The sequence below is a fragment of the Variovorax brevis genome (assembly GCF_030317105.1).
In the GTDB taxonomy this organism is placed as follows: Bacteria; Pseudomonadota; Gammaproteobacteria; order Burkholderiales; family Burkholderiaceae_C; genus Variovorax; species Variovorax brevis.
The window spans coordinates 86,072-110,218 of the sequence record NZ_JASZYG010000002.1 but is presented as its reverse complement, the minus strand read 5'-3'; the positions used below and the strand labels follow the sequence as shown (position 1 = coordinate 110,218).

Annotated in this window: 21 protein-coding genes and 1 pseudogene; 14 read left to right on the top strand and 8 right to left on the bottom strand. The window is 66.1% G+C overall.

Features of this window, described 5'->3' with window-relative positions; all coding sequences use genetic code 11:
• Positions 1-14 precede the first annotated feature (14 nt).
• The 10 genes from QTI66_RS05200 to QTI66_RS05155 all read left to right on the top strand — a co-directional run bounded on the left by QTI66_RS05200 (position 15) and on the right by QTI66_RS05155 (position 10,968).
• Positions 15-866, top strand: a complete 852-nt coding sequence (locus tag QTI66_RS05200) for a TorF family putative porin (protein ID WP_286557922.1) — start codon at positions 15-17, stop codon at positions 864-866.
• A gap of 35 nt (positions 867-901) precedes the next feature.
• Positions 902-1,240: a P-II family nitrogen regulator gene (gene glnK, locus QTI66_RS05195; protein ID WP_286557921.1), complete on the top strand. Its 339-nt coding sequence runs from the start codon at positions 902-904 to the stop codon at positions 1,238-1,240.
• A 28-nt stretch (positions 1,241-1,268) separates the two neighbouring features.
• Entirely contained in the window at positions 1,269-2,807 is a 1,539-nt protein-coding gene (locus QTI66_RS05190) for an ammonium transporter (protein ID WP_286557920.1), read from the top strand.
• A gap of 142 nt (positions 2,808-2,949) precedes the next feature.
• Positions 2,950-3,870, top strand: a complete 921-nt coding sequence (locus tag QTI66_RS05185) for an SMP-30/gluconolactonase/LRE family protein (protein ID WP_286557919.1) — start codon at positions 2,950-2,952, stop codon at positions 3,868-3,870.
• A 10-nt stretch (positions 3,871-3,880) separates the two neighbouring features.
• On the top strand, positions 3,881-4,762 hold the full coding sequence (locus tag QTI66_RS05180) for a LysR substrate-binding domain-containing protein (protein ID WP_286557918.1): 882 nt from the start codon (positions 3,881-3,883) through the stop codon (positions 4,760-4,762).
• Between the two features lie 101 nt (positions 4,763-4,863).
• The gene (locus QTI66_RS05175; protein ID WP_286557917.1) at positions 4,864-6,525 is read left to right on the top strand and encodes an L-lactate permease; all 1,662 of its coding nucleotides are present in this window, start codon (positions 4,864-4,866) and stop codon (positions 6,523-6,525) included.
• 10 nt (positions 6,526-6,535) lie between these two features.
• Positions 6,536-8,041: an FAD-linked oxidase C-terminal domain-containing protein gene (locus tag QTI66_RS05170; protein ID WP_286557916.1), complete on the top strand. Its 1,506-nt coding sequence runs from the start codon at positions 6,536-6,538 to the stop codon at positions 8,039-8,041.
• A complete protein-coding gene (glcE, locus tag QTI66_RS05165) occupies positions 8,041-9,150 on the top strand; it encodes a glycolate oxidase subunit GlcE (RefSeq protein WP_286557915.1) in 1,110 nt (369 codons plus the stop codon). Before QTI66_RS05170 ends, glcE begins: the two co-directional genes overlap by 1 nt.
• 6 nt (positions 9,151-9,156) lie before the next feature.
• Positions 9,157-10,386: a glycolate oxidase subunit GlcF gene (glcF, locus tag QTI66_RS05160; protein ID WP_286557914.1), complete on the top strand. Its 1,230-nt coding sequence runs from the start codon at positions 9,157-9,159 to the stop codon at positions 10,384-10,386.
• Between the two features lie 102 nt (positions 10,387-10,488).
• Positions 10,489-10,968, top strand: a complete 480-nt coding sequence (locus QTI66_RS05155) for a carboxypeptidase regulatory-like domain-containing protein (RefSeq protein WP_286557913.1) — start codon at positions 10,489-10,491, stop codon at positions 10,966-10,968.
• Positions 10,969-10,981: 13 nt separating this feature from the next.
• On the opposite strand, the pseudogene QTI66_RS05150 reads toward QTI66_RS05155, so the two are convergent.
• The 3 genes and pseudogenes from QTI66_RS05150 to QTI66_RS05140 all read right to left on the bottom strand — a co-directional run.
• A pseudogene (locus tag QTI66_RS05150) lies at positions 10,982-11,887 on the bottom strand (haloalkane dehalogenase); the annotation flags it as partial.
• Between the two features lie 144 nt (positions 11,888-12,031).
• Entirely contained in the window at positions 12,032-13,174 is a 1,143-nt protein-coding gene (locus tag QTI66_RS05145) for a sensor histidine kinase (RefSeq protein WP_286557912.1), read from the bottom strand.
• A 10-nt stretch (positions 13,175-13,184) separates the two neighbouring features.
• A complete protein-coding gene (locus tag QTI66_RS05140; protein WP_286557911.1) occupies positions 13,185-13,922 on the bottom strand; it encodes a response regulator transcription factor in 738 nt (245 codons plus the stop codon).
• A 272-nt stretch (positions 13,923-14,194) separates the two neighbouring features.
• Here QTI66_RS05140 and QTI66_RS05135 point away from each other — a divergent pair, with 272 nt between their 5' ends.
• Positions 14,195-16,621, top strand: a complete 2,427-nt coding sequence (locus QTI66_RS05135; protein ID WP_286557910.1) for an ESPR-type extended signal peptide-containing protein — start codon at positions 14,195-14,197, stop codon at positions 16,619-16,621.
• A gap of 20 nt (positions 16,622-16,641) precedes the next feature.
• A complete protein-coding gene (locus QTI66_RS05130) occupies positions 16,642-17,487 on the top strand; it encodes an OmpA family protein (protein ID WP_286557909.1) in 846 nt (281 codons plus the stop codon).
• 78 nt (positions 17,488-17,565) lie between these two features.
• On the opposite strand, the gene QTI66_RS05125 is transcribed toward QTI66_RS05130, so the two are convergent.
• Both QTI66_RS05125 and lplT read right to left on the bottom strand, forming a co-directional pair.
• Entirely contained in the window at positions 17,566-18,054 is a 489-nt protein-coding gene (locus QTI66_RS05125; protein WP_286557908.1) for a glutathione peroxidase, read from the bottom strand.
• Between the two features lie 84 nt (positions 18,055-18,138).
• Complete coding sequence (gene lplT, locus QTI66_RS05120) at positions 18,139-19,443, bottom strand: lysophospholipid transporter LplT (protein WP_286557907.1); 1,305 nt, start codon at positions 19,441-19,443, stop codon at positions 18,139-18,141.
• Between the two features lie 155 nt (positions 19,444-19,598).
• On the opposite strand from lplT, the gene alr reads away from it, so the two are divergent.
• Positions 19,599-20,687, top strand: coding sequence for an alanine racemase (alr, locus tag QTI66_RS05115; RefSeq protein WP_286557905.1), 1,089 nt, complete (start codon positions 19,599-19,601; stop codon positions 20,685-20,687).
• 21 nt (positions 20,688-20,708) lie between these two features.
• Positions 20,709-21,437 (top strand): hypothetical protein, encoded by a 729-nt coding sequence (locus QTI66_RS05110; RefSeq protein ID WP_286557904.1) that lies wholly within the window; start codon positions 20,709-20,711, stop codon positions 21,435-21,437.
• 70 nt (positions 21,438-21,507) lie between these two features.
• On the opposite strand, the gene QTI66_RS05105 is transcribed toward QTI66_RS05110, so the two are convergent.
• The 3 genes from QTI66_RS05105 to QTI66_RS05095 are packed head-to-tail and all read right to left on the bottom strand — an operon-like array spanning position 21,508 to position 24,138.
• The gene (locus QTI66_RS05105; protein ID WP_286557903.1) at positions 21,508-22,485 is read right to left on the bottom strand and encodes a 2-dehydropantoate 2-reductase; all 978 of its coding nucleotides are present in this window, start codon (positions 22,483-22,485) and stop codon (positions 21,508-21,510) included.
• A gap of 4 nt (positions 22,486-22,489) precedes the next feature.
• The gene (locus QTI66_RS05100) at positions 22,490-23,281 is read right to left on the bottom strand and encodes a class II aldolase/adducin family protein (protein WP_286557902.1); all 792 of its coding nucleotides are present in this window, start codon (positions 23,279-23,281) and stop codon (positions 22,490-22,492) included.
• Positions 23,282-23,313: 32 nt separating this feature from the next.
• A complete protein-coding gene (locus QTI66_RS05095) occupies positions 23,314-24,138 on the bottom strand; it encodes an aldolase/citrate lyase family protein (RefSeq protein WP_286557901.1) in 825 nt (274 codons plus the stop codon).
• Positions 24,139-24,147 lie beyond the last annotated feature (9 nt).

Sequence of the window (24,147 nt, the reverse complement as noted above, 5' to 3'; positions counted from 1 at the left end):
GAGGAGTCCCCCGAATGATGCACCGTAAAACCGCTCTGGCCCTGGCCGCATTGGCGACCGCGCTGACCGTCTCGGCCCCTGCGCTCGCGCAAACCGCGACCCCAGCAGCCGCGCCAGCCGCGGAACCGGCGCCCGCTCCCAACCTGACCGGCAACGTCACGTTGACCTCCAACTACAAGTTCCGCGGCCAGGACCAGGACGTCCTTGGCTCCAATGGCGAGTTCAAGACTTCCGGTTTCAAGCCGGCCATCCAGGGCGGCTTCGACTATGCCTTCGGTGACTCCGGCTTCTACGTCGGCAACTGGAACTCCAGCGTCAACTGGCTGCCGGGCAACAGCATCGAGAGCGACGTCTACGGCGGCTACAAGTTCAAGGCCGGCGTGGTCGACCTCGACTTCGGCGTGTGGAGCTACATCTATCCGGGCAACTCCGCCGGCACCACGGTCGAGCTCTACGGCTCGGTGGGCTACACCAGCGAAGTGGCAGGTACCTTCAAGGCGAAGTACTCGGGCACCGTGTCGGACGACTACTTCAACTACGCAGGCAACAAGGCCGGGTCGGGTCTGAAGGGCACCGGTACCAGCTACATCAACCTGACGTACTCCAAGGAAATTGTTTCCAAGCTCACCTTCAATGCGGGCCTGGGCTACACGTACTTCTCGTCGGACATCCGCAACAACACCACGTACAAGAGCTACATGGACTACAGCGTGGGTGTGGGCTATGACCTGGGCAGCGGCTTGACGCTGGCGGGCATGGTCCAGGGCGCCAACCATGAAAGCGCCTTCGAAGCCACCGGCACCGACGGCAAGGTCCTCTCGCCGAACAAGGCGCGTTTCATCGTCGCGCTCACCAAGACGCTGTAACTCGCCCGCGAACGCTTATCTCCAGGAGAACTTCCATGAAGCTGGTCACAGCCATCATCAAACCCTTCAAGCTCGACGAAGTGCGCGAGGCACTGTCGAACATCGGTGTGCAGGGGATCACCGTCACCGAGGTCAAGGGCTTCGGCCGCCAGAAGGGCCACACCGAGCTCTATCGCGGCGCCGAGTACGTCGTTGACTTCCTTCCGAAGGTCAAGATCGAGGCGGCCGTGGCCGACGACCTGGTCGAGCGCGTCATCGAAGCCGTCGAAGGCGCCGCCCGCACCGGAAAGATCGGCGACGGAAAGATTTTTGTGTACGACCTGGAACAAGTCGTGCGCATTCGCACGGGCGAGACCGGCCGCGAAGCTCTTTGATTTCAAAGCAGGCACGAAAGACAAACCAATGAAGAAGCTGCTCATATCCCTGGCGCTCGGCTTGAGCGTCCTGGCAGCCGGCACGTCCGGCTTTGCGCAAACGACACCGGCGGCGCCCGCCGCTGCGGAGGCTCCGGCCGCCGCGCCCGCCGCACCGGCGTCCGCCCCCGCAGCCGCTGCACCTGCAGCAGCCGCGCCGGCGGCAGCCGACGCCGCAGCACCCGCTGCCGCCCCCGCGCCGTCGTTCAACAAGGGCGATACCGCCTGGATGCTGGTGTCCACACTGCTGGTCATCATGATGACCATCCCCGGCCTGGCCCTGTTCTACGGCGGCCTGGTCCGCAGCAAGAACATGCTGTCGGTGCTGATGCAGGTGATGGTCACGTTCTCGATGATCGTGGTGCTGTGGCTCATCTACGGCTACAGCCTGGCGTTCACCGAGGGCAATGCCTTCATCGGGGGCTTCGACCGGCTCTTCATGAAGGGGATCTTCGATCCTGCCACTGGCGTGTTCGCACCCGGCGCGACCTTCAGCAAGGGCGTCTACATCCCCGAGCTGCTGTTCGCTGCCTTCCAGGCTACCTTTGCCGGCATCACCTGCTGCCTGATCGTGGGCGCCTTCGCGGAACGCATCAAGTTCTCGGCGGTGCTGCTGTTCATGGCCCTGTGGTTCACCTTCAGCTATGCGCCGATCGCGCACATGGTCTGGTTCTGGATGGGCCCGGATGCGTACGCCAGCAAGGAAGTGGTCGACGCCATGAACGACAAGGCCGGCCTGATCTGGCAATGGGGCGCCCTGGACTTCGCAGGCGGCACCGTGGTGCACATCAACGCGGCCGTCGCCGGCCTCGTGGGTGCCATCCTGATCGGCAAGCGCATCGGCTACGGCAAGGAAGCGTTCACACCGCACTCGCTCACGCTCACCATGGTCGGCGCCTCGCTGCTGTGGGTTGGCTGGTTCGGCTTCAACGCGGGTTCCGCCCTGGAAGCCGGCACGAGCGCCGTGCTCGCCTTCATGAACACCTTCTCGGCCACCTCCGCTGCCGTGCTCGCATGGTGCATCGGTGAAGCGCTGATGAAGGGCAAGGCCTCGATGCTGGGTGCTGCTTCGGGTGCCGTCGCCGGCCTCGTGGCGATCACGCCGGCTGCCGGCAACGTGGGCCTCATGGGCGCCATCATCGTCGGCTTCGTGGCTGGCTTTGCCTGCCTGTGGGGTGTGCACGGCCTGAAGAAGATGCTCGGCGCGGACGACTCGCTGGACGTGTTCGGCGTGCACGGTGTCGGCGGTATCGTCGGCGCGCTGCTCACCGGCGTGTTCAACACCCAATCGCTCGGCGGCCCTGGCCTGGTCGGCGACTGGGTCACGGCAGGCATCGTCTCCAACGGCATCGGCGCACAAGTGTGGATCCAGCTCAAGGCTGTGATGCTCACCATCGTGTGGTCGGGCGTGGTTTCGTTCATTGCCTACAAGATCGCCGATCTCACCATCGGCCTGCGCGTGACGGAAGAAGAAGAGCGCGAAGGCCTCGACATCTCCTCGCACGGCGAAACCGCATACAACCGCTGAACCTGCGACCACCCGCAATCAACGGAAACCAGAAGAAGTCTCCAACGCAAGTCTCCTTTGGATGTTCGGCCCGCCAGAGCTTCGGCTCAGGCGGGCCTTTTTTCTTGTGCGGCGGTGACCCGTGCGCGCCACAATGGGCCGCATGTGGCAAACACTTCCTTCATCGGCGAGCGAATTGGGTGAGTCGCCCTTCTGGCACCCCCAGGAACGCGCGCTTTACTGGCTCGACATCCCGGGCCGTGCCGTGTTGCGTACACGGGGCGACATCGACCGCCCGGCCATCGAGCGCTGGGACCTGCCCACCGAACCCGGTTGCATGGCGCCGGCGCGCCGCGGCGGACTGGTCGTCGCGCTGCGTGACGGTATCTATCGCGCGAAGGAGTGGGGCGGTGAACTGGTGGCGATGGCCCGCGTCGACCACGACGCGCGCACCATGCGCTTCAACGACGGCAAATGCGATGCGTTCGGCCGCTTCTGGGCGGGCTCCATCAACGAGGCGAAGGACCGCGCCAACGCGCGCCTGTATTGCCTGGACGCACGCGGCGGCATGGCGCCGACGCTCACGCCGATGGCCAACGACGCGACCACCGCCAACGGCCTGGCGTTCTCGCCCAACTGCGAAACGCTCTACTGGGCCGACACGCCCGCGCACTTGGTGCGCGTATGGAGCTGGGCGGCAGACGCCAATGTGCTGTCCTACGGCCGCGTCTTTCACCGCTTCGCCAGCAAGCCCGAAGGCTGGAGTGCCGACGCACCCTCAGGCTACGGCGGTCGCCCCGACGGCGCCACGGTCGATGCCGAAGGCCACTACTGGGTGGCCATGTTCGAAGGCGCGCAGCTGCTGCGCTTCGCGCCCGACGGCAAGCAGGTCGCCGCATTGCCCTTGCCCGTGCAATGCCCGACCATGCCCTGCTTCGGCGGCGATGACCTGCGCACGCTCTTCGTCACCAGCGCCCGCAAGGGCCGGCCGGCGGCAGAAGTCGCGCGCCTGCCGGCATCGGGCCATGTCATCCACCAGCGCGTTGACGCGCCGGGCCTGCCGGTCAACTTCTTCGATGACTGACTGAAACCGCATGTCGCTGCAGCACATCCCGCCGATCCAGTGCCTGCTGACCTTCGAGGCCGTGGCGCGGCTGCGGCATGCAGGGCGCGCGGCCGACGAACTTTGCGTGACGACCAGTGCGGTCAGCCACCGCATCCGCCAGCTCGAGTCCCACGTGGGCTTCAAGCTGTTCGGGCGCAGCGACTTCAGCCTCACGGCCGACGGCGCCGCCTATCTGGCCAATGTGCGCATCGGGCTGGCGGCCTTGCAGTCCGTGCCGGCCGGCGAAGCGGCGCAGCGTGCGACGCGCCTGCGCGTGGCGGTCACGCCCACGTTCAGCCGCCAGTTCCTGATGCCGCGGCTGGAGTTGTTTCGCAACCTCTATCCGGAGATCGACCTCGTGCTGCAGGTGTCGATTCCGCTGCTCGACGTGACCGCCGAGCAGGCTGACCTCGAGGTGCGCTACGGCCCCGGCGCCTACGCCGACTGCGAGCACCGCCTGCTGATGGAGGAGCAGATCGTGCCGGCCTGCAGCCCCAGCTACCTCAACGAGTTCGGTCCCTTCAACGGCTTTCGCACCGCATCCGAGATCGCCAGCGCGCGACTGATCCGCAGCCCACTGGAGCCCTGGAGCACCTGGTTCGCGAGTTGCAGCCTGGACCATCCCGAACCGCATGTCGGCGCCCAGTTCAACGACCTGGGCCTTGTCTACGACGCGGCGGCCAGCGGCTTCGGCGTGGCGCTGGTGCGGCTGAAGCTGGGCGCGGCCTGGCTCGAGGCCGGACGACTCGTTCCGCTGTCGGACCGGCCGGTGACGTCGCCGCACAGGCACTACGTCTGCTGGCAGCCGGGCGCGCTGGAGCGGTGGCAATGCGCGGCCTTTGTCGACTGGCTGGTGCAGACGTTGCCCTGACCGTGTTCCGCAAATTTTGTTCAAGCTTCGTGCAAAAAACGATCAACCCGCAATAGGGAGTCATTGCCTACAGTGCAGGCACAAAACAACGGAGACAACAAATGACCTGGCAGCAGATCTACGACCCGTTCGGCAACATGATCATTTCCACCACGCTCGCCGCGATCCCGGTGGTGGTGATGCTCGCGTGCCTTGGCTTCTTTCACATCAAGGCCCACATCGCGGCCGGACTCGGGCTTCTCGCCGCCATCGCCGTGGCCGTGTTCGCCTACGGCATGCCGGTGGACATGGCAGGGCGCTCGGCGCTCTTTGGCGGCCTCACCGGCCTGCTGCCCATCGGCTGGATCGTGCTCAACATCATCTTCCTGCAGCAGCTGGCCGAGCAGAGCGGCAGCTTCAAGGTGCTGCAGGATTCGCTCTCGGGCATCACGGAGGACCGGCGAATCCAGTTGCTGCTGATCGCGTTCTGCTTCGGCGCATTCTTCGAAGGCGCGGCCGGCTTCGGCACGCCGGTGGCGGTGACCGCGGGCATCTTGATCGGGCTGGGCTTCTCGCCGCTGGCCGCCTCGGGCCTGAGCCTGATCGCCAACACCGCGCCGGTGGCCTTCGGCGCGCTCGGCACGCCGGTCATCACGCTGGCCAAGGTGCACGGCTACGACCTGATGGAAGTCACCGCGATGATTGGCCGGCAATTGCCGGTTTTCTCGCTGCTGGTGCCGTTCTGGCTCATCTGGGCCTTTGCCGGGCGCAAGGGAATGATGGAGATCTGGCCGGCCATCCTGGTGACGGGCCTGTCATTCGCCATTCCGCAATACCTGGTCTCCAACTTCATCGGCCCGGAACTCGTGGACATCATCGCCGCCATCATCTCGATGGTGAGCCTGGTGCTGTTCCTGCGCGTCTGGCACCCCAAGAAGATCTGGGAGTCCCCCTCGCTGCCCGGCAAGGACGTGAGCGCGCACGAAGCCAAGCCGCCAGCGCCCATCGTGGTGCATCCACGTGCGGAGCTCATCCGCGCTTGGACGCCGTGGCTGATCCTGTCGGTGTTCGTCTTCGTGTGGGGCTTGCCGCCGGTCAAGGCCGCGCTCAACGGCATCTTCGCGCCCTCGTTCCCGATGGCCGGCCTGCACAACATGGTAGAGAAGATGCCGCCTGTCGTGCCCGCGCCCACCAAGGAAGGCGCCGTTTATGTGCTGGGCCTCCTGTCGGCCACCGGCACCGGCATCCTGTTCTCGGCCATCGTGAGTGCGCTGTTCCTGAAGTTCAATCCGGTCGAGATCGTGCGCATCTTCTTTCGCACCTTGTGGCTGGTGCGCTATTCGCTCATGACCATCGTGCTGATGCTTGCGCTTGGCACGCTCACGCGCTTCTCGGGCACCGACACCACGCTGGGCCTGGCCTTCGCCAACACCGGCGCGCTCTATCCCTTCTTCGGCACGCTGATGGGGTGGATCGGCGTGGCGATGACGGGCTCCGACACCGCATCGAACGTGCTGTTCGGGGGCATGCAGAAGGTGGCGGCCGAGCAACTGGGCCTGAGCGCGAACCTGATGGGCGCGGCCAACAGCTCGGGCGGGGTGATGGGCAAGATGATCGACGCGCAGTCGATCGTGGTGGCTTCCACTGCGACGCGGTGGTTCAATCACGAGGGCGACATCCTGCGCTACGTGTTCTTCCACTCGATCGCGCTGGCGGCGCTGGTGGGCCTGTATGTGACCCTGCAGGCCTATGTGTGGCCGTTCACCCTGATGGTCGTGCACTGAGAATACGCCCATGAACGCTCCCGTCACGCCCACGCAGCAGCAATTGCTGTCGAAAACAGAACGCCAGGCGCAGGTGGTGCGTGCGCTGCAGATGCACCTGCCCGCGCATGCGCTGATCTGGCACGCCGAAGACACCACGCCCTACGAATGCGACGGCCTCACGGCCTATCGGGCGCGGCCGCTGGTCGTGGCCTTGCCGGAAACGGCGGATCAGGTGCAGGCGGTGCTCAAGGCATGCCATCAACTCGGCGTGCCGGTGGTGGCGCGCGGCGCCGGCACGGGGCTTTCGGGCGGTGCGATGCCCGACACGATGGGGGTGACGCTCTCGCTGGCCAAGTTCAACAACATCCTGGAAATCGATCCGGTCGCGCGCACGGCCAGCGTGCAGTGCGGCGTGCGCAACCTGGCGATCAGCGAGGCCGCCGCCCCCTACGGCCTCTACTACGCGCCCGACCCGTCGAGCCAGATCGCCTGCACCATCGGCGGCAATGTGGCCGAGAACTCGGGCGGCGTGCATTGCCTGAAGTACGGCCTGACCTTGCACAACGTGCTGCGCGTGCGCGGTTTCATGTCCGATGGCGAGCCGGTGGAGTTCGGAAGCGCCGCGCTCGATGCGGCGGGCCTGGACCTGCTCGCGCTGGTCGTCGGCAGCGAAGGCATGCTGGCCGTCACCACCGAGGTGCTGGTCAAGCTGGTGCCCAAGCCTCAACTCGCGCGCTGCATCATGGCCAGCTTCGACGATGTGCGCAAAGCGGGCGATGCGGTGGCGGCGGTGATCGCTGCCGGCATCATCCCGGCCGGCCTGGAGATGATGGACAAGCCCATGACCGCCGCCGTCGAGGACTTCGTGCGCGCGGGCTACGACCTCACGGCCGCGGCCATCCTGCTGTGCGAATCCGACGGTACGCCGGAAGAAGTCGAGGAAGAAATCGGCCGCATGAGCGAGGTGCTGCGCAGTTGTGGCGCCACCGCCATCGCGGTGAGCGAGAACGAAGAAGAGCGCCTGAAATTCTGGAGCGGCCGCAAGAACGCCTTTCCCGCCTCGGGCCGCATCAGCCCCGACTACATGTGCCTGGACTCGACCATTCCGCGCAAGCGCCTGGCCGACATCCTGCTCGCGATCCAGGAGATGGAGAAAAAGTACAACCTGCGCTGCTGCAACGTCTTCCACGCGGGCGATGGCAACCTGCACCCGCTGGTGCTGTTCGACGCGAATGACCCGGACGAACTGCATCGCTGCGAACTCTTCGGCGCCGACATCCTCGAGACCAGCGTCGCGATGGGCGGCACCGTGTCGGGCGAGCATGGCGTGGGCGTGGAAAAGCTCAACAGCATGTGCGTGCAGTTCACGGCCGAAGAAAACGAGCAGATGTTCGGCGTCAAGCGCGCCTTCGATCCGGCCGGCACGCTGAATCCCGGCAAGGTGATCCCGACCTTGCAGCGTTGCGCCGAGTACGGCAAGCAGGTCTTCCGCGCCGGCAAGACGCAGCCCTTCGCAGACCTGCCCCGTTTCTGATGACCGCGATGGACTCCTCTTTGCAAGCGATGGTCGAGCCCGTCCGCGCCGCGAGTGCGAGTGCGACGCCACTGCGCATTCGCGGTGGCGGCACCAAGGACTTCTACGGCGACGCCACCACCGGCGAGCTGCTCGACACCACCACGCTCGTGGGCGTCGTGAGCTACGAGCCAAGTGAGTTGGTCGTCACCGTGCGCACCGGCACGCGGCTGGCCGATCTGGAAGCGCTGCTGCGTGCCGAAGGCCAATGCCTCGCCTTCGAACCACCGCGTTTTGCACCGAACGGCACCGTCGGCGGCATGGTGGCCGCCGGCCTGAGCGGGCCTTCGCGTGCAAGCGTCGGCTCGGTACGCGACCATGTCCTCGGCGCCGAACTGCTCAACGGCAAGGCCCAGCTCTTGCGCTTCGGCGGCACGGTGATGAAGAACGTCGCCGGCTATGACGTCTCGCGCGTGCTGGCGGGTTCGCTCGGCACGCTTGGCCTCATCACCGAAGTCAGCCTCAAGGTGCTGCCGGTGCCGCCGGCGGAAGCCACATTGCTTTTCGACTGCAGCCAGGCCGATGCACTGCGGCTGCTGAACGGATGGGGCGGCCAGCCCTTGCCGCTCAACGCCAGCTGCTGGGTGGAAGATGCAGGTCGCGCCGTCCTCTACTTGCGCCTGCGGGGCGCGGTGGCAGCGGTCGAAGCCGCCTGCAAGCACCTCGGCGGCGAGCGGCTCGACAACGCGCAGACCGCAGCCGACTGGGACGCTTGCCGCGACCAGACCCTGCCGTGGTTCACCGACGCACCTGCCACGCATGACCTGTGGCGTGTCTCGGTGCCGCAGACCGCACCGGTGCTGGACATCGATGGCGAGGCGCCACTGATCGAATGGCATGGCGCCCAGCGCTGGTACCGCGCCACATCGGGGCAGGGCGCCGCGATCCGCACGGCGTCGCAGGCCGTGGGGGGACATGCAACGCTGTTCAAGCCGGGTAACGCTGCGCAGCAAACAGCCACCCGATTCGACGCGCTGTCGCCCGCACTCGCGCGCGTGCAGCGCAACCTGATGGACGAGTTCGACCCGCATCGCATCTTCAACCGTGGCCGCCTCGCCGCCGAAGCCTGACCCTTCATGCAAACAGAACTCGCCCCCGAATTCAAGAACACGCCCGATGGCCTCGAAGCCGAAGCCATCCTGCGCAAGTGCGTGCACTGCGGCTTCTGCACCGCGACCTGCCCGACCTACCAGTTGCTCGGCGATGAACTCGACGGCCCGCGCGGTCGCATCTACCTGATCAAGCAAGTGCTCGAAGGCAAGACGCCCACGCGCAGCACACAGATGCACCTGGACCGATGCCTGACTTGCCGCAACTGCGAGAGCACTTGTCCGAGCGGCGTGCAGTACGGCCACCTCGTCGACATCGGCCGCAAGATCGTCGATGAAAAAGTGCCGCGCCCGGCTGCGGAGTCGGCCACGCGCTGGATGCTGAAGGAGGGGCTGCCATCGCCGCTGTTCGGCCCGGCCATGAAGCTCGGTCAGGCCATGCGTGGCTTCCTGCCGGAAAAGCTCAAGGCCAAGGTGCCGTCGCGGCAGGACGCCGGCGCATGGCCAGAGCGCAAGCACACACGTAAAGTGTTGATGCTTGCCGGTTGCGTGCAGCCTTCAATGGCGCCCAACATCAACAGCGCTACGGCGCGTGTGCTGGATGCCGCCGGCATTGAAACGCTGGTGGCTGGCACGGCCGGCTGCTGCGGCGCCGTCAAGTTCCACCTGAACGACCACGAAGGCGGCAAGGTCCAGATGCGCGCCAACATCGACGCGTGGTGGCCCTATGTCGAGCATGGCGCGGTCGAGGCCATCGTGATGAACGCCTCCGGCTGCGGCGTGACCGTGCGCGAGTACGGCCACATGCTCAAGGACGACAAGGCCTATGCCCGCAAGGCCGCCCGCATCAGCGAACTCACGAAGGACTTGAGCGAACTCCTGCCGGACCTCGTGCCCACGCTCAAGGCGCGCGTGAAGGCGCCCGCGGGCGTCGTGGCGTATCACCCGCCGTGCACCTTGCAGCACGGGCAAAAGCTGCGCGGCGGCGTCGAGGTCAACCTGCGCGCGCTGGGCTTCGACCTGCAGGTGGCGCGCAACGAATCGCACCTGTGCTGCGGTTCCGCCGGGACCTATTCGGTGCTGCAACCCGAATTGGCCTATCCACTGCGCGACCGCAAGCTGGGCCACTTGAACCAGCTGCGGCCCACCACCATCGTGTCGGCCAACATCGGCTGCATCACACATCTGCAAAGCGGCACGCAGACGCGGGTGCGTCACTGGGTCGAACTGCTGGACGAGGCGCTCACCGCGGCTTGATCGCCGGCCTGATCGCACAGGACTTGAAGGCCTGCGCCGACTCGCGACTGGCGCACCGCAGCGCACGATGCGCGCATCCTGATCTTCAGGAAGGAGTGCGTCATGCGAAGTTTGTTCTACAACCCGGCCTTTCGCGGCGGTGTTGCAGCGTGCCTGAGCGCGTTGGCAGCATCGGCCGTGTGGGCCCAACCCGAACCGGCGGTGACAATGCCGGCCGAAAAGGTTTCTCCGCAGATCATGCCGGCCGAGGCGCCCGCCGTGACATCCGCCGCCACTGCGACAGCGCGCCACAAGTGCGGCGGCATCGGCTCCGACGAATCGACCGCAATGCGCGCGCAAATGAAGGACCATTCGCTGGCCTTGCTGTTCGCGCGGCCCGGTGGTGAATACCTGGCCAATGTGGACGTGGCCATCCAGGGCGCGCAAAACGCGCAATCGCTCAACTTCCGGGCCGGCGGCCCGGTGTGCCTGATCGATTTGCCCGCCGGCACCTACAACGTGCGCGCCACCAGCGATGGCGTGTCCAAGAGCCAGTCCGTGATCATCGGCGCTGGCTCCAAGACGGTGGATTTCCGCTTCTGATTGAACAGCGGGTTCAGTTGCGAAAGGCCGTCACGGCGGCACGGGCGATTGCCTCGCCGTGCTCCTGCACGAAGTGACCGCCCTGGTCGATCACCATCGGCTCGGCGCAGTTGCGAATCAGCGCTTGCAGGCTGCGCATCACCGGCAGGCCCAACACCGGGTCTTGGGCGCCGACGGCCATGAACGTGCCGCCATTCCACTGATCGCGCCAGAAGTCGCGCGCCGCACGTGAGATCGCCGCGCCGTCGGAGTCCTCGAACTCCGGCACCATGGGTGGAAATGCGCGCAAGGCGGCGCGGTATTCGCCGTCAGGAAAGGGCGCGTTGTACGCCGCGCATTCCTCGGGGCTCATGTGCGGATTGCCACGGGCAAAGAGTCGGCCGACGTCGAATCCCGGATTCTTTGCGCACATCTCGCGCCACCCGAGGAAGCCTGCGCTCAACGGTGCGTCGCCCGTGCCCAGCGTCGTGTTCATGACCAGCAGGTTGCGATAGCGCGCTGGTGCGGCCATCGGCAAGGTCAGGCCCAGGATGCCGCCCCAATCCTGCACCACCAGCGACACGTTGCGCAGGTCCATGCGTTCGACGAATTCGAGGAGCACCTGCCGGTGCCACGTGAAGGTGTGGGCGCTGTCGTCGGCGAGCTTGTCGCTCTTGCCGAAGCCGATCATGTCGGGTGCCACGACGCGGTGCCCGGCTTCGAGAAACACCGGGATCATCTTGCGATAAAGGTAGCTCCAGGCCGGGTTGCCGTGCAGGCACAGCCAAGTCTGCGCGGCGTCGCGCGGGCCTTCGTCCAGGTGGTGCATCCGCAGACCCGCCAGCGCGGGCAGGTCCGAGAGGTAGTGGGGCGACCAGGGATAGCCAGGAAGGCCGGCAAAGCGGTTCTCGGGCGTGCGGCGCGCGTCGTCGCGAAGGGGCGAAGTCATCTGCAGGTCTCCTGGCCGACGCGGGGCGCGTCTCTTGTTGTGGGTGCAGGCAATATAGCGAACCAATGGCCTGCAACAGTCGATTCGTGAGTGAAGACTGGCGTGGCAGCCACTTGCGAATTTGGCTCTGACAGGTCACTGGCGATCCCCGGCGTTTGCCGGGCGACGGGGCAGCGCCAGCCAGTAGGTGCATCCCGCACCCGGCGATGAGGCCGCATCGATGCTGCCGCCGTGGCGGCGCATCACCGCGCGCGTCACTGTCAGGGAAAGGTCCGCGCTGTTGGCACTGCGCGGGGTCTGTCTTGGCGAGCACAGGCGCGCCATGTGTTCCACGGAGATGCCCGCGCCTTCGTGGCGGATGGCAATGTGGACCTGGTCATCCGTGGCCTCGCTGGAAACGCACACATGCACGCGCCCGCCGCTCGGGCTCTGTGTCACGGCGTGGGTCAACAGGCCCGCGATGGCGCGCGTCAGCGAAGGCGCATCGGCCGAGATGCTCGAGTCCGCGTCGCCGTCCAGGCGCGATTCGATCTGCACGTGGGCGGCCTTGGCCCGCGGCCAGACTTGGTCCACGGCATCGAGCACCAGGCTGGTGGCCATCGCAGGCAAGAGACGGATGTTGTCCATGGGCACTTCGACCAGGTCCAGCAAGAGCTGGGTCAGGGCCAGCGAGCGCTGTGCCTCGCGGCGAATCGCGCCGAGCATGACCGTCGTTTCCACGCTGCCGCTCCCGTCATGCATCTTGAGAAGGCTCAGGATGCTGACCTGCGGGCTGCGCAAATCATGCGAGAGCACGGCGCGCAGGCTCTCGCGTTGACGCTGGTTTTCGCGCAGCGTTGTGGTCTCCGGCAAGGCGACCAGCCACAGGGGCGCGGCACCCGTGCCGTCCAGGCGCGTGGCTTCGACCCGGAATACGCGTCCGGTGGCGCCTGCGTATTCATCGGGCGTGCGCAACTGCCAGTGAGGCGGCGAGTCCTCGCCCGATGTGCCCATTCCCCGGAGGGGTTGCGAAAGCAAGGCGGCCAAGCGGCTGCCCTCCCATGCATGCGCGGCGTCTTTCACCGCGTGGCTGGCGCCACCGATGAGCAGGCTGTGCGCGGCAGCATTCCCCGCCATGATGCAGCCGTCCCCGTTGCACAGCAAAAGCGCCATCGGCACGCCCTGCAGCGCTTGCTCGGCCAGGGCCACGACTTGCGCATCGACCGTTTCGCGCACCTTGCGCAGGTTCAGCCATTCGAGCAGGGGCCCGAAGCGCGCCAGGGAAGGGGTGAGGGCCATGGGGGCGGGTTCAATCGGCTTCGGTTTGCGCTGTCTCCAGCCGATAGCCGTGCCCGTAGATGGTTTGCAGCTGCAGACCCCGCTCGGCGTGAAGGCCAAGCTTGCTGCGCAACCGGTAGATCTGGCTGTCGAGCGCCCGCGAACTGAGGTTCTTGCCGCGGCAGTCGCCACTTTCCAGCAGATGTGCGCGCGACAGGATCCGCCCCTTGTTGCGGAACAGGGAAAGCGCAAGGCGAAATTCCCGGTCGGTCAACGTGTGCCGCTCGGGCGGGGCATCGCCTGCTTGTTCCGGATGGATCAACACCTGCAGGGTCAGGCGGTGGAATTCCCAGCGGCCAAAGCGCTCGCAGTCGGTGGTGCTCGCAGGTTGCTGGCGTGCGAGCAGGCGCTGGATGCGCGCCCTCAACTCGTTGGGCCGGAATGGCTTGACGATGTAGTCGTCAGCGCCAAGGTCGAGCGCCTGCGCGATTTCGTGTTCGGCGCCGCGCGCGCTGAGCATCAGCACCGGCACGAAGTTCTTTTGCCAGACGCGTAGCCAGCCCAGCAGTTCGATGCCGTGCAGGCCCGGCACGGTCCAGTCGAGCACGAGCAGGTCGAAGGTTTCGTTGCGCAGCACGCGTTGGAGGTCGGTTCCGTTGGTGAAGCTCACCAGGCTGAGGGCGCTGTCGCCGGGGGTGAGTCGCTGCTCCAGGGTGTGGGCCAGGAAGGCCGCCTGGGCCTCGTCGTCTTCAAGAATGGCGATCCGCATGGGCCTGTCCGCGGGGCACAGGAAAGCCCCGAAAAGTGTTGTTCTTTCAACACGCCAGCGAATCTGACGTGCTCCTCTACCTGGGCCACAGAATACGCGCTGAGTTGCGTCAAAATGTAGTAAACAAGTTCACATCTTCAACTGAAATCGGCCGAAAAATCTGAGGAAATGTCGCAGCGCAGACAAAAGCGCTGACCTGTTCGACATCATTCGCCCCCATCGCATCGCTGTAACAAGTGGTGTTTTGGCAATAGCAAAACAGGGGGGAATTTGTGAACAAGTCATACCGTTCCGTATGGAACGAATCGCTGGGCGCGTGGGTTGCAGGCTCTGAACTTTCCAGGGCTTGCGGCAAGCGCGCAGGTGTTTCCCGCACGATCCGCACGGCCGTCTTTGCCGCCGCGTCAATCGTTGCCGCACACGCCGGTGCCCAGGTGGCCAGTGGTGCTGGCGCAACAGCGTTGGGGCAAGGCTCCATCGCTTCGGGCGCAAACTCGCTGGCGGTGGCGGCCGGGTCCGACGCCAAAGCCGCGGGCGACCGGTCCGTGGCGGTGGGCTACAAGGCCCAGGCGGACGGGCCGGACTCCGTGGCGGTCGGCTACTCGACCAAGGTGATCGGCGCCGCGAGCCGCAACACCACCACCGTCGGCAGCGGCAACACGCTCACCAACAGCAGCCAGTCCCTCACGATCGGTTCCCAGAACACGACGACCAACTCGTCGGTCGTGGGCATCATCGGCGGCGACAACAGCGCCACTGCCAGCTTCGGCTCGAGCATGTTCGGCGTCGGCAACAAGATGAGCAATGCTGCGGCGAGCAGCATCATCGGCATCCAGAACACCGTCACGATGACGGCGCCGTTCAACAAGAACGACCCCAGCACCTGGTCCAAGGCCAACGTCATCGGCCTGAACAATTCGGTGACGAACTCGACGCAGAACAGCGTCATGGGCGAGAACAACAACCTCGTCGGCGCGAAGAAGAACTTCATTGCCGGCTTCGACAACAAGCTGGGCGCCAACCTCGAAGGCAACCAGCTGCTGGGCAGCGGTGCCACGGTGGCGGATGGTGTCAAGGACAGCGTCGGCGCCGGTACGGGTGTGACCGTGGGCGCCAGCAGTTCGGTTGCCATCGGCGACAAGGCCAGCGTCACGGCCCGGGATTCGGTCGCGATCGGCGCGGGGTCCGTCGCCAACGGCAGCACGCTGGGCAGTACGGCCTACATCCCGCCAGGCGCCACCAGCGTGGCCGGCACGCGCCCGGTGGGCGAAGTGTCGGTGGGCGCGGCCGGCAAGGAACGCCGCATCACGAACGTGGCCGCCGGCTCCCAGGACACGGACGGCGTCAACGTCTCGCAACTCAAGGCATTGCAGGGCACGATCCAACAGGTGTCGAACGTGGCGAACAACGCCGGCGACAAGTGGGCCATCGGCTCGCCGACCACCTACGTGCCGCCGTCGTCCAAGGGCAAGGACAGCACGGCCGTGGGCTCGGGCTCCAGCGTGAACGCCGACAACAGCGTGGCCGTGGGCACCGGCGCCAAGGTGACGACCAACAACAGCGTGGCCTTGGGCAACGGCTCCGTGGCCGACAAGCCCGCGGTGCCGACCGGCAGCACGGTCATCAATGGCACGACCTACCAATTCGCTGGCGGCAATCCGGTGGGCGTGGTCAGCGTCGGTGCACCGGGCCAGGAGCGCCAGATCACCAACGTGGCTGCCGGCCAGCTCAACGCGAACAGCACGGACGCCGTCAACGGCAGCCAGCTCTACCAGACCAACCAGGCCATCAATTCGCTGACCAACCAAGTGGTGAACGGTGGCGGCATCAAGTACTTCCACGCCAATTCGACGGAGGCAGATTCGCAGGCCAAGGGCACCAACAGCGTTGCCATCGGCCCCAAGGCGGTCGCCAACGGCGAGAACGGTGTTGCCAGCGGCATGAACTCGGCGGCGAATGGCGCCAACAGCGTGGCCATGGGCCCCAACGCGAGTGCCAATACGAAGGGCAGCGTGGCCTTGGGCGACGGCGCAGTGGCAGATCGCGTCGGCATGGGCGGGGGCAAGGAAGCGTTCTCGGGCAAGTCCGTCGCATCGACGCAGGGCGCCATTTCGGTGGGCTCGGTGGGCGGTGAGCGCCAGATCACCAACGTCGCCGGCGGCACGAAAGCCACCGACGCCGTCAACGTTCGCCAGCTGCAGTCCGTGAAGGACGGCGCCGTGAACTACGACACCCGCCCCGACGGCACGGTGAACTACAACAGCGTGACCATGGGCAACCCCAACGGCGATGGCGCCGGCAACGGCAAGCCGGGCGGTGCCAGCGAAGTCGCCATCCACAACGTGGCTGCGGGTGTCGCCGGAACGGACGTGGTCAACGTCAACCAGCTCAACGGCGCCAGGGCCGCCGCCAACGCTTACACCGACGCGCGCGTCAACGCGCTCAGCGCAGAGGTTCAAGACGTCGCACGCAACGCCTATGGCGGCACCGCAGCCGCCATGGCCGTGCAGGCCCCGGCCACCTTCGTGCCCGGCAAGACGGTGATGCGCCTGGGCTACGGCAACTACAAGGGCGAGAGCGCGGTGGGCATCAGCTTCCGCCGCACCGCGGAGAACAACGGCTGGAGCGTCACCGGCGGCCTGGCTGCCAGCCGCGGCGGTGTGGCGGCCACCGTGGGCGGCGAGTGGGTCTTCAATTGATAGCAGGGAACAGGGAAATCATGAAACGAACAATGCTCGCAGTGGCCGTGGGTACTCTGCTGGTCCTCCAGGGTTGCGCATCGACGACGCCCGGCGCCGCCATCGACAAGGAAGCGCAATCGCGCGCTGCCGCCAACGTGCAGGCGCCCAAGGCCAGCGACTTCCCGGCGCTCGACAACGCCAAATGGAAGCAGGGCGCTTTTCCCAACATCGAGAACCTGCGCAAGATGAACACCGGCATGGGCAAGGACCAGGTCCGCGAACTGCTCGGCTGGCCGCATTTCAGCGAAGGCCTGTGGGGCGTGCGCGAGTGGAACTACATCTTCCACTTCCGCAGCGGCAAGGGCGCCGAGTACGTCACTTGCCAGTACATGGTGCGCTTCAGCAAGGACGAGTTGAGCACCGGCGGCTGGTGGAAAGACCCCGCTTGCGCCAAGTGGCTCGATGTCCCCGCTGCACCCGTTGCAGTGGCGGCGCCCGCTCCGAAGCGCTTCACGCTCAACACCGACGGCCTGTTCCGTTTCGATGGGTCCAGTAGCAGCGATCTGAAAGCCGAGGGGCACGCGCAGATCGAACGCCTGGCGAGCGACATTCGCTCCAAGACGGTCGCAGGCGTTCTTGTGACCGGGCACACCGACCGCCTGGGTTCGGACAACTACAACAATGCCTTGTCGCTGGCGCGCGCCAACACCGTGCGCGAACTGCTGGTGCGCAAGGGCATCGACGCCAAGCTGATTCGCACCGCCGGCATGGGCGAGCGTCAACCGGTGAAGACCGATTGCGTGGGCAATCAGCAAACGCCGGCGCTGGTGGAGTGCCTGGCGCCCAATCGCCGCGTTGAAGTGGACGTGACCGGCGTGCAATAAGGCTGCGCGGAAAGAACTGAAGACGGCGCCCGCGAGGCGCCGTCGTCGCATCCGCGAAGCGTGTTCAAAAGCCCGCGATCAGGCTGCCTCGAGCGCCCGTTCAATATCGCGCTTGAGCGACTCCGGTGTGTCGAGCGGTGCGTAGCGCTTGAGCACCTTTCCTTCGCGGCTCACCAGGAATTTGGTGAAGTTCCACTTGATGGCGGTGCTGCCCAGGAGTCCGGGCTTTTCCTTGGTCAGCCATTGGTAGAGCGGCGCCGCGCCGCTGCCGTTGACTTCGATCTTCTCCATCATCGGGAAGCTCACGCCGTAGTTCTTGGTGCAAAACGCACCAATCTCCTCGTTGGTTCCAGGATCCTGGCCGCCAAACTGGTTGCTCGGAAAGCCCAGGATGGTCAGGCCCTTGTCGGCGTAGCTTTGGTAGAGCGATTCCAGCCCTTCGAACTGCGGCGTGAACCCGCACTTGCTGGCCGTGTTGACGATCAGCAAGACCTTGCCGCGGAACTTCTTGAGCGCTACCGGCTTGCCATCGATGCTGGTGGCGTCAAAGTCATAAACGCTTGCCATGTCCGTACCTTGGATTGTGAAAAAGAGTCGGCCATCGTAGCCGCTTCAAGAGGCACGCCGCCCGGCTTCCCGGAAAAGCGGACGCTAATGATGCTTGTCGCTGCGCGCGATGGCCAGCAGATGCTGGACCTCTTCGGGATACTTGCGCAGGTTGTTCGTATGCCAGCGTTTGATGAGCCACATGAAGCCCGCCACCACGACCCCGAAAGCGCTGATGGCCGAATAGGCTGACAAGCCCAGCCCGGTGCACGCGCTGTAGAACGCGCCCAGCAGCAGGATGCAGGCCTGCTCGTTGAAGTTCTGCACGGCAATGGAGCGGCCCGCGCCCATCAGGTTGTGGCCGCGGTGCTGCAGCAAGGCGTTCATCGGCACCACCAGGAAACCGCCCAGCGCCCCCAGGAGGATGAGGAATGGCACCGCCACCCACACGTTCCCGATGAAGTTCATGCCGATGACCAGCAAGCCCATGCCGATGCCCATGGGGATCACGCCGGTCGCCATGTCCAGCCGCATGCGCATCGACGCCACCACGGCGCCGATGGCGGTGCCGATGGCCACGACCCCCGTCAGCGACGAAGCCTGCGCGGTGTTGTAGTCCAGCGCCAGCGCAGCCCATGCCAGCACGATGTATTTGAGGTTGCCGCCCGCGCCCCAGAACAGCGTGGTGGTCGCCAGCGAAATCTGGCCGAGCTTGTCGCGCCACAGGCGCGAGTTGCAATGCCAGAAATCGGGCAGCAGGGCGACCATGTTGCGAAACACGCCCTCGTCCGGGTTGGAGCGCAGCGGCCGCATTTCCACGCCGGTGTGCGGAATGCGCGTGTTGAACCAGGCCGCCAGGAGGTACACACCAATCAGCACCGTGATGGCCGCTTCCGGCGGGGTGCTGACGCCGGTGTCGATCAAGGGAAAGTCGAGCATCAACAGGCGGCTCGAAATCGAATGCCCGACCAACTGCCCGCCCAGCACGATGCCCAGGATGATGGAGGCAATCGTCAGCCCCTCGATCCAGCCGTTGGCCTTGACCAGTTGCGACGCCGGCAGCAGTTCGGTGAGGATGCCGTACTTGGCCGGCGAGTACGCGGCGGCGCCCAGGCCCACCACGGCATAGGCCAGCAGCGGGTGCGAGCCGAACAGCATCATCAGGCAGCCCACGACCTTGATCGCGTTGCTGATGAACATGACTTGGCCTTTGGGCAGCGCGTCGGCAAAGGCGCCAACGAGCGGCGCCAGCACGACGTAGAACACCGCAAAAATCGGGACGAGCGCAGCGCGCTCCCACTCGGGTGCGCCAGCGCTTCGCAAGAGTTCGACGGCAGCAACGAAAAGCGCTTGGTCGGCCAGTGACGAAAAAAACTGGGCCGACATGATGGTGTAAAAACCGCGCTTCATCGATAGTCTGGCTGGCCAGAGGAAGTCTGCTGGCGGTAGTGGAATCTGTTTCCGCTTGTGCGGATGCGCGGTTATAGCATGGGGGTGCGGTGTCAAAATGACCGTGTCTTCCCGCGTCAGCGTGGGTATTTCCACATTCAAGCAGGCGTTGAACCGTGCCCCGTCCGATCCTTGCCACAGTCCACACCGCGGCGCTGCGCCACAACCTGGATCGCGCGCGCCGCGCGGCTGTCGAGTCGCGCGTGTGGGCGGTCGTCAAGGCCAACGCCTACGGCCACGGCATCGAGCGTGTGTTCGACAGCTTTCGCGGCGCCGACGGGTTTGCGCTGCTCGACTTGGGCGAGGCCGAGCGGGTGCGGGCACTGGGCTGGCGCGGCCCGATCCTGCTGCTCGAAGGCGTGTTCGAGGCGCGCGACCTCGAGCTGTGTTCGCGCCTGGATCTGTGGCACGCCGTGCATTGCGACGAGCAGATCGACATGCTTGCCGCCCACAAGACGCAGGTGCCGCACCGCATTTTTCTCAAGCTCAATTCGGGCATGAACCGGTTGGGCTTTGCGCCGGAGCGCTACCGCTCGGCCTGGACGCGGCTGAACGCGCTGCCGCAAGTCGACGAGATTTCGCTCATGACGCATTTCAGCGATGCGGACGGTCCGCGCGGCGTGGACGAAGCCGTCGCCACCTTCGAACGCGTCACGCAAGATTTGCCGGGTGAGCGCTCGCTTGCAAACAGCGCCGCGGTGCTGCGACATGCACCGCAAACGCGCGTCGACTGGATTCGCCCCGGCATCGTGCTGTATGGCAGCGCGCCTGATTTCCCGGAACACGATGCGGCGCACTGGCAGCTGCAGCCCGGCATGACGCTGGCCACCCGCCTGATCGGCACGCAAACCCTCAAGCCCGGTGACACGGTCGGCTACGGCTCCAGCTTTGTTGCCGACACGCCGATGCGGATCGGCGTGGCCGCCGTGGGCTACGCCGACGGCTATCCGCGCCACGCGACGACCGGCACGCCGGTGCTGGTCAACGGCGTGCGCACGCGCATGGTCGGGCGGGTGAGCATGGACATGATCACCGTCGACCTGACGCCCGTTCCTGACGCCGGCTTCGGCAGCGAAGTCACGCTGTGGGGCAAGGCCGCCGACGACACATGGCTGAGCATCGACGACGTGGCGAGCGCGGCAGGCACCGTGGGCTACGAGTTGATGTGCGCCGTCGCTCGGCGCGTGCCGATGGCGAGCGACTGAGCGACCAAGGCAAGGCGCGAATTGAAGGTTCTTTCCGATTGGCGTTCGATCCGGCTGTGGGAGTCGGGGGTGGAGCGCGAACTGCACCGGCGCTACAGCCTGCGCGCGCATGGCATCTTCATCGGCAGCTTCACGCTGCTGCTGATGTGGGCGGTGTCCGCCGTGCAGATGCATTGGGGCGGGCAGTCACTGGCGGTGCGCTATCTCGTGACGCTGGGCGTCGGCTATCTCGCGTACCTCGGCGTGCTGCGCTGGTGGGCGCAGCGCCTGGTGGAAGGCCGTGAAGCGTTCAACGCGGATGTGATCGATCCTGGCCTCGTCGACTTTGGCGACGGCGTGCCGTCGGCGGGCGCCTCAACTGCCGAAGGCGTCGGCGTGTCCGACGTGGCCAGCGGCGCCTTCGAAGTGGTGGGCAGTGTGGACGAAGGCGCGATCATCGTCGTGCCGGTGCTTGCGATCTTTGCGATCTGCGCAGCGATCGCCTTCGGCGCCGGCGCGCTGGTGCTGCTGTATTTTGGTTCGGAAGCCTTGCTGACCGTCGCGATCGAAATCGCGTTTTCCTACGTTTCGGCGCGCTCGGTGTTCCGGCTGGCGCGCGAAGGCTGGCTGAGCGCTGCCGTCCGGCTCACCTGGAGGCCCCTGCTCGGCGCCGTGATGTGCGCTGTGCTGCTCGGCGCGGTCATCGACCACTTCATGCCGGAGGTGAACTCGCTGCCCGAGGCGGTTCGGGTGATGCTGCGCGCGCACTGAGGCGCACGCTGGTGTTGCCCCCGATAGGTGTTTGGAGGCGACACGAAGTGAGCAAGCCTTGCGGGCGAGCCTAGTACAGCCCCAGCTTGCGCGCCTGCACCCGCGCCAGGCCGAGCAGCGCATCGGTGAACGGCGTCGCCACGCCCGTGAGCTGGCCCAGTTCACGCACGGCCGACACCAGCGCGTCGAGTTCGATGGCGCGGCCGGCTTCCACGTCTTGCAGCATCGAGGTCTTGAAGGCGCCGAGCTTGCGCGTCACGGCATGCCGGTCTTCAGGGCTTTCCGCGATGGGAATGCCGATGCGCGCGCCGATTTCCTTGGCCTCGAGCATCACGGCGGAGATGAAGCCGCGCACCAGGTCGTCGCCAAGGATCACGTCCGTGGTCACGCCCGTCAGCGCGCTGATGGGGTTGACCGTCATGTTGCCCCAGAGTTTGTACCAGACGTCTTTCTGGATCTGCGCCGAGAGCTTGGCGTCGAAGCCGGCCTTGAGCAGCAGCGCATGCAGCGCCTGCACGCGCGGCGTCGATTCGCCCGAAGGCTCGCCGATGATGAGCCCGTTGCCGAAGTGCAGCCGCACCGCGCCCGGCCCGTCGAGCGAGCAACTCGCATGCACGACGCCGCCGATGACGTGACGCGGCGGAATCGCGGTGCCGATGTCGCCAGTCGGATCGATGGCGGCCAGTTGCCGGCCGGCCACCGCCCCGCCAAATCCACCCGCCAGGAACCACCACGGCACGCCGTTCATGGCGGTGAGCACGATGGTGTCGGGGCCGAGCAGCGGCGCGATGCGTGCGGCCACGGAGGCCAGCGCCGGCGCCTTCACGGCGACGACGACGACGTCCTGCACGCCCAGATCAAAGGGGTCTTCGCTCGCTTTCACCGGCACGCTGACGCGCTCGTTGTTGTGCGTGAGCACGAGCCCATCGCGCCGCAGCGCTTCGAGCGTTGCGCCGCGCGCCACCACGTTCACTTCGCAGCCGGCTTGCGCCAGCTTGACGCCCATCCAGCCGCCGATGGCGCCCGCGCCGTAGATACAGATCTTCATGACTTCAATACCGGTAGGAATCGTCGATGCGGTCGACTTGACGCACCAGCGCGTCGAACACGTCGCGCCCGCCGCCGTGCTTGGGGTTGAACTGCAGCGCATCGGCGGTGCATCGCCGCGCGACGGCTTCGCTCACCGCAATCGGCGCGCCCATGGAAAGCGTGGCCAGCTGGATTTCGCAAGCGCGCTGCAGCGTCCACAGCACCGCAAACGTGAGTGGCAGCGTCTGGCCCCACGCGAGCAGGCCGTGGTTGCGCAGGATGACGGCCTGCTTCGAGCCGATGCTCTGGAGCAGGCGCGGGCCTTCGTCGGCATGGATGGTGATGCCTTCGAAGTCGTGGTACGCCACCATGTCGTGCAGCTGCGCGGTGTAGAAGTTGGTCTGCTGCAGTCCGCCCTGCAGGCAGGCCACCGCCACGCCGGCCGTGGTGTGAACGTGCATCACGCAATGCGCCTCGGGCAAACCATCGTGAATCGCCGCATGCACCGTGAAGCCGGCGGGATTCACCGGCCACTTCGACGCGCCCAGCACCTTGCCCTGCAGGTCGATCTTCACCAGGTTGCTGGCCGTGACCTCGCTGTAGTGCAGGCCGAAGGGGTTGATGAGGAACTGCTTCTCGCCGCCCGTGACCGAATCGGGCAGGCGCACCGTGATGTGGTTGTAGATCATCTCGGTCCAGCCGAGCATGGCGAAGATGCGGTAGCAGGCCGCGAGTTCGATGCGCGCGGCGAGTTCGTCGGGGTGAAGGTCAGGCGGCGCCAGCGTGGCGTCCGGCGCGAAGTGGGGAGCGTTCATCGTGTCTCCTTGAGCGGCATGCGCGCTGCGAATCAGTAGCCCGCGGGCGTCGTCGTTTGCCCGGTGCTCTTGTATTTCGCGGCGAGCTGGCTCGCGGCCGCGGCCAGCAGGATGGTGTCGACGCCCACGGCGACAAAGAGCGCGCCGGCCGCCAGCCATTTGCGCGCCTGCTCCTCGGTGGTCGACAGGATGCCCGGCGCCTTGCCCGCCCGCTGGATGCGCGCGATGCCATCGGCAATGACAGCCTGCACTTCCGGATGGTTGGGCTGGCCGGGAAAGCCCATCGACGCCGAGAGGTCCGCCGGGCCGATGAACACGCCGTCCACACCCGGCGTGGCCGCGATCGCGTCGATGTTCCTCATCGCCTCTGCCGTTTCGGCCTGCACCAGCAGGCAGACCTGGTCGTTGGCTTCGTGGATGTATTTTGGGTACGCCTGCCAGCGCGACGAACGCGCCAGCGCGCTGCCCATGCCGCGAATGCCGTCGGGCGGATAGCGCATCGCCTTGGCGAGCCGCGCCGCTTCTTCGGAGGTGTCGACCATCGGCACCAGGATGGTTTGCGCGCCGATGTCCAGGAACTGCTTGATGAGCGCGGTCTCGCCCACCGGCACGCGCACGATGGGCTGCGTGCGCTTCGCGGCATCTTCCATCGCCGACCACGCGCTGGAGATACCCTGCAACTGCGCGAGCACCGAGCGCACGTCGTTGGGTGCGTGCTCGCCGTCGATCAGCAGCCAGTCGTAGCCGGTGCCGGCGAGGATCTCGGCGACGTAGCCGTCGGCCATGCCGACCCACAGGCCGATCTGCGGCACGCCATCGCGCATCGCCTTCTTGAAGCTGTTGACGGGTGTTTGCATCGTGTATCT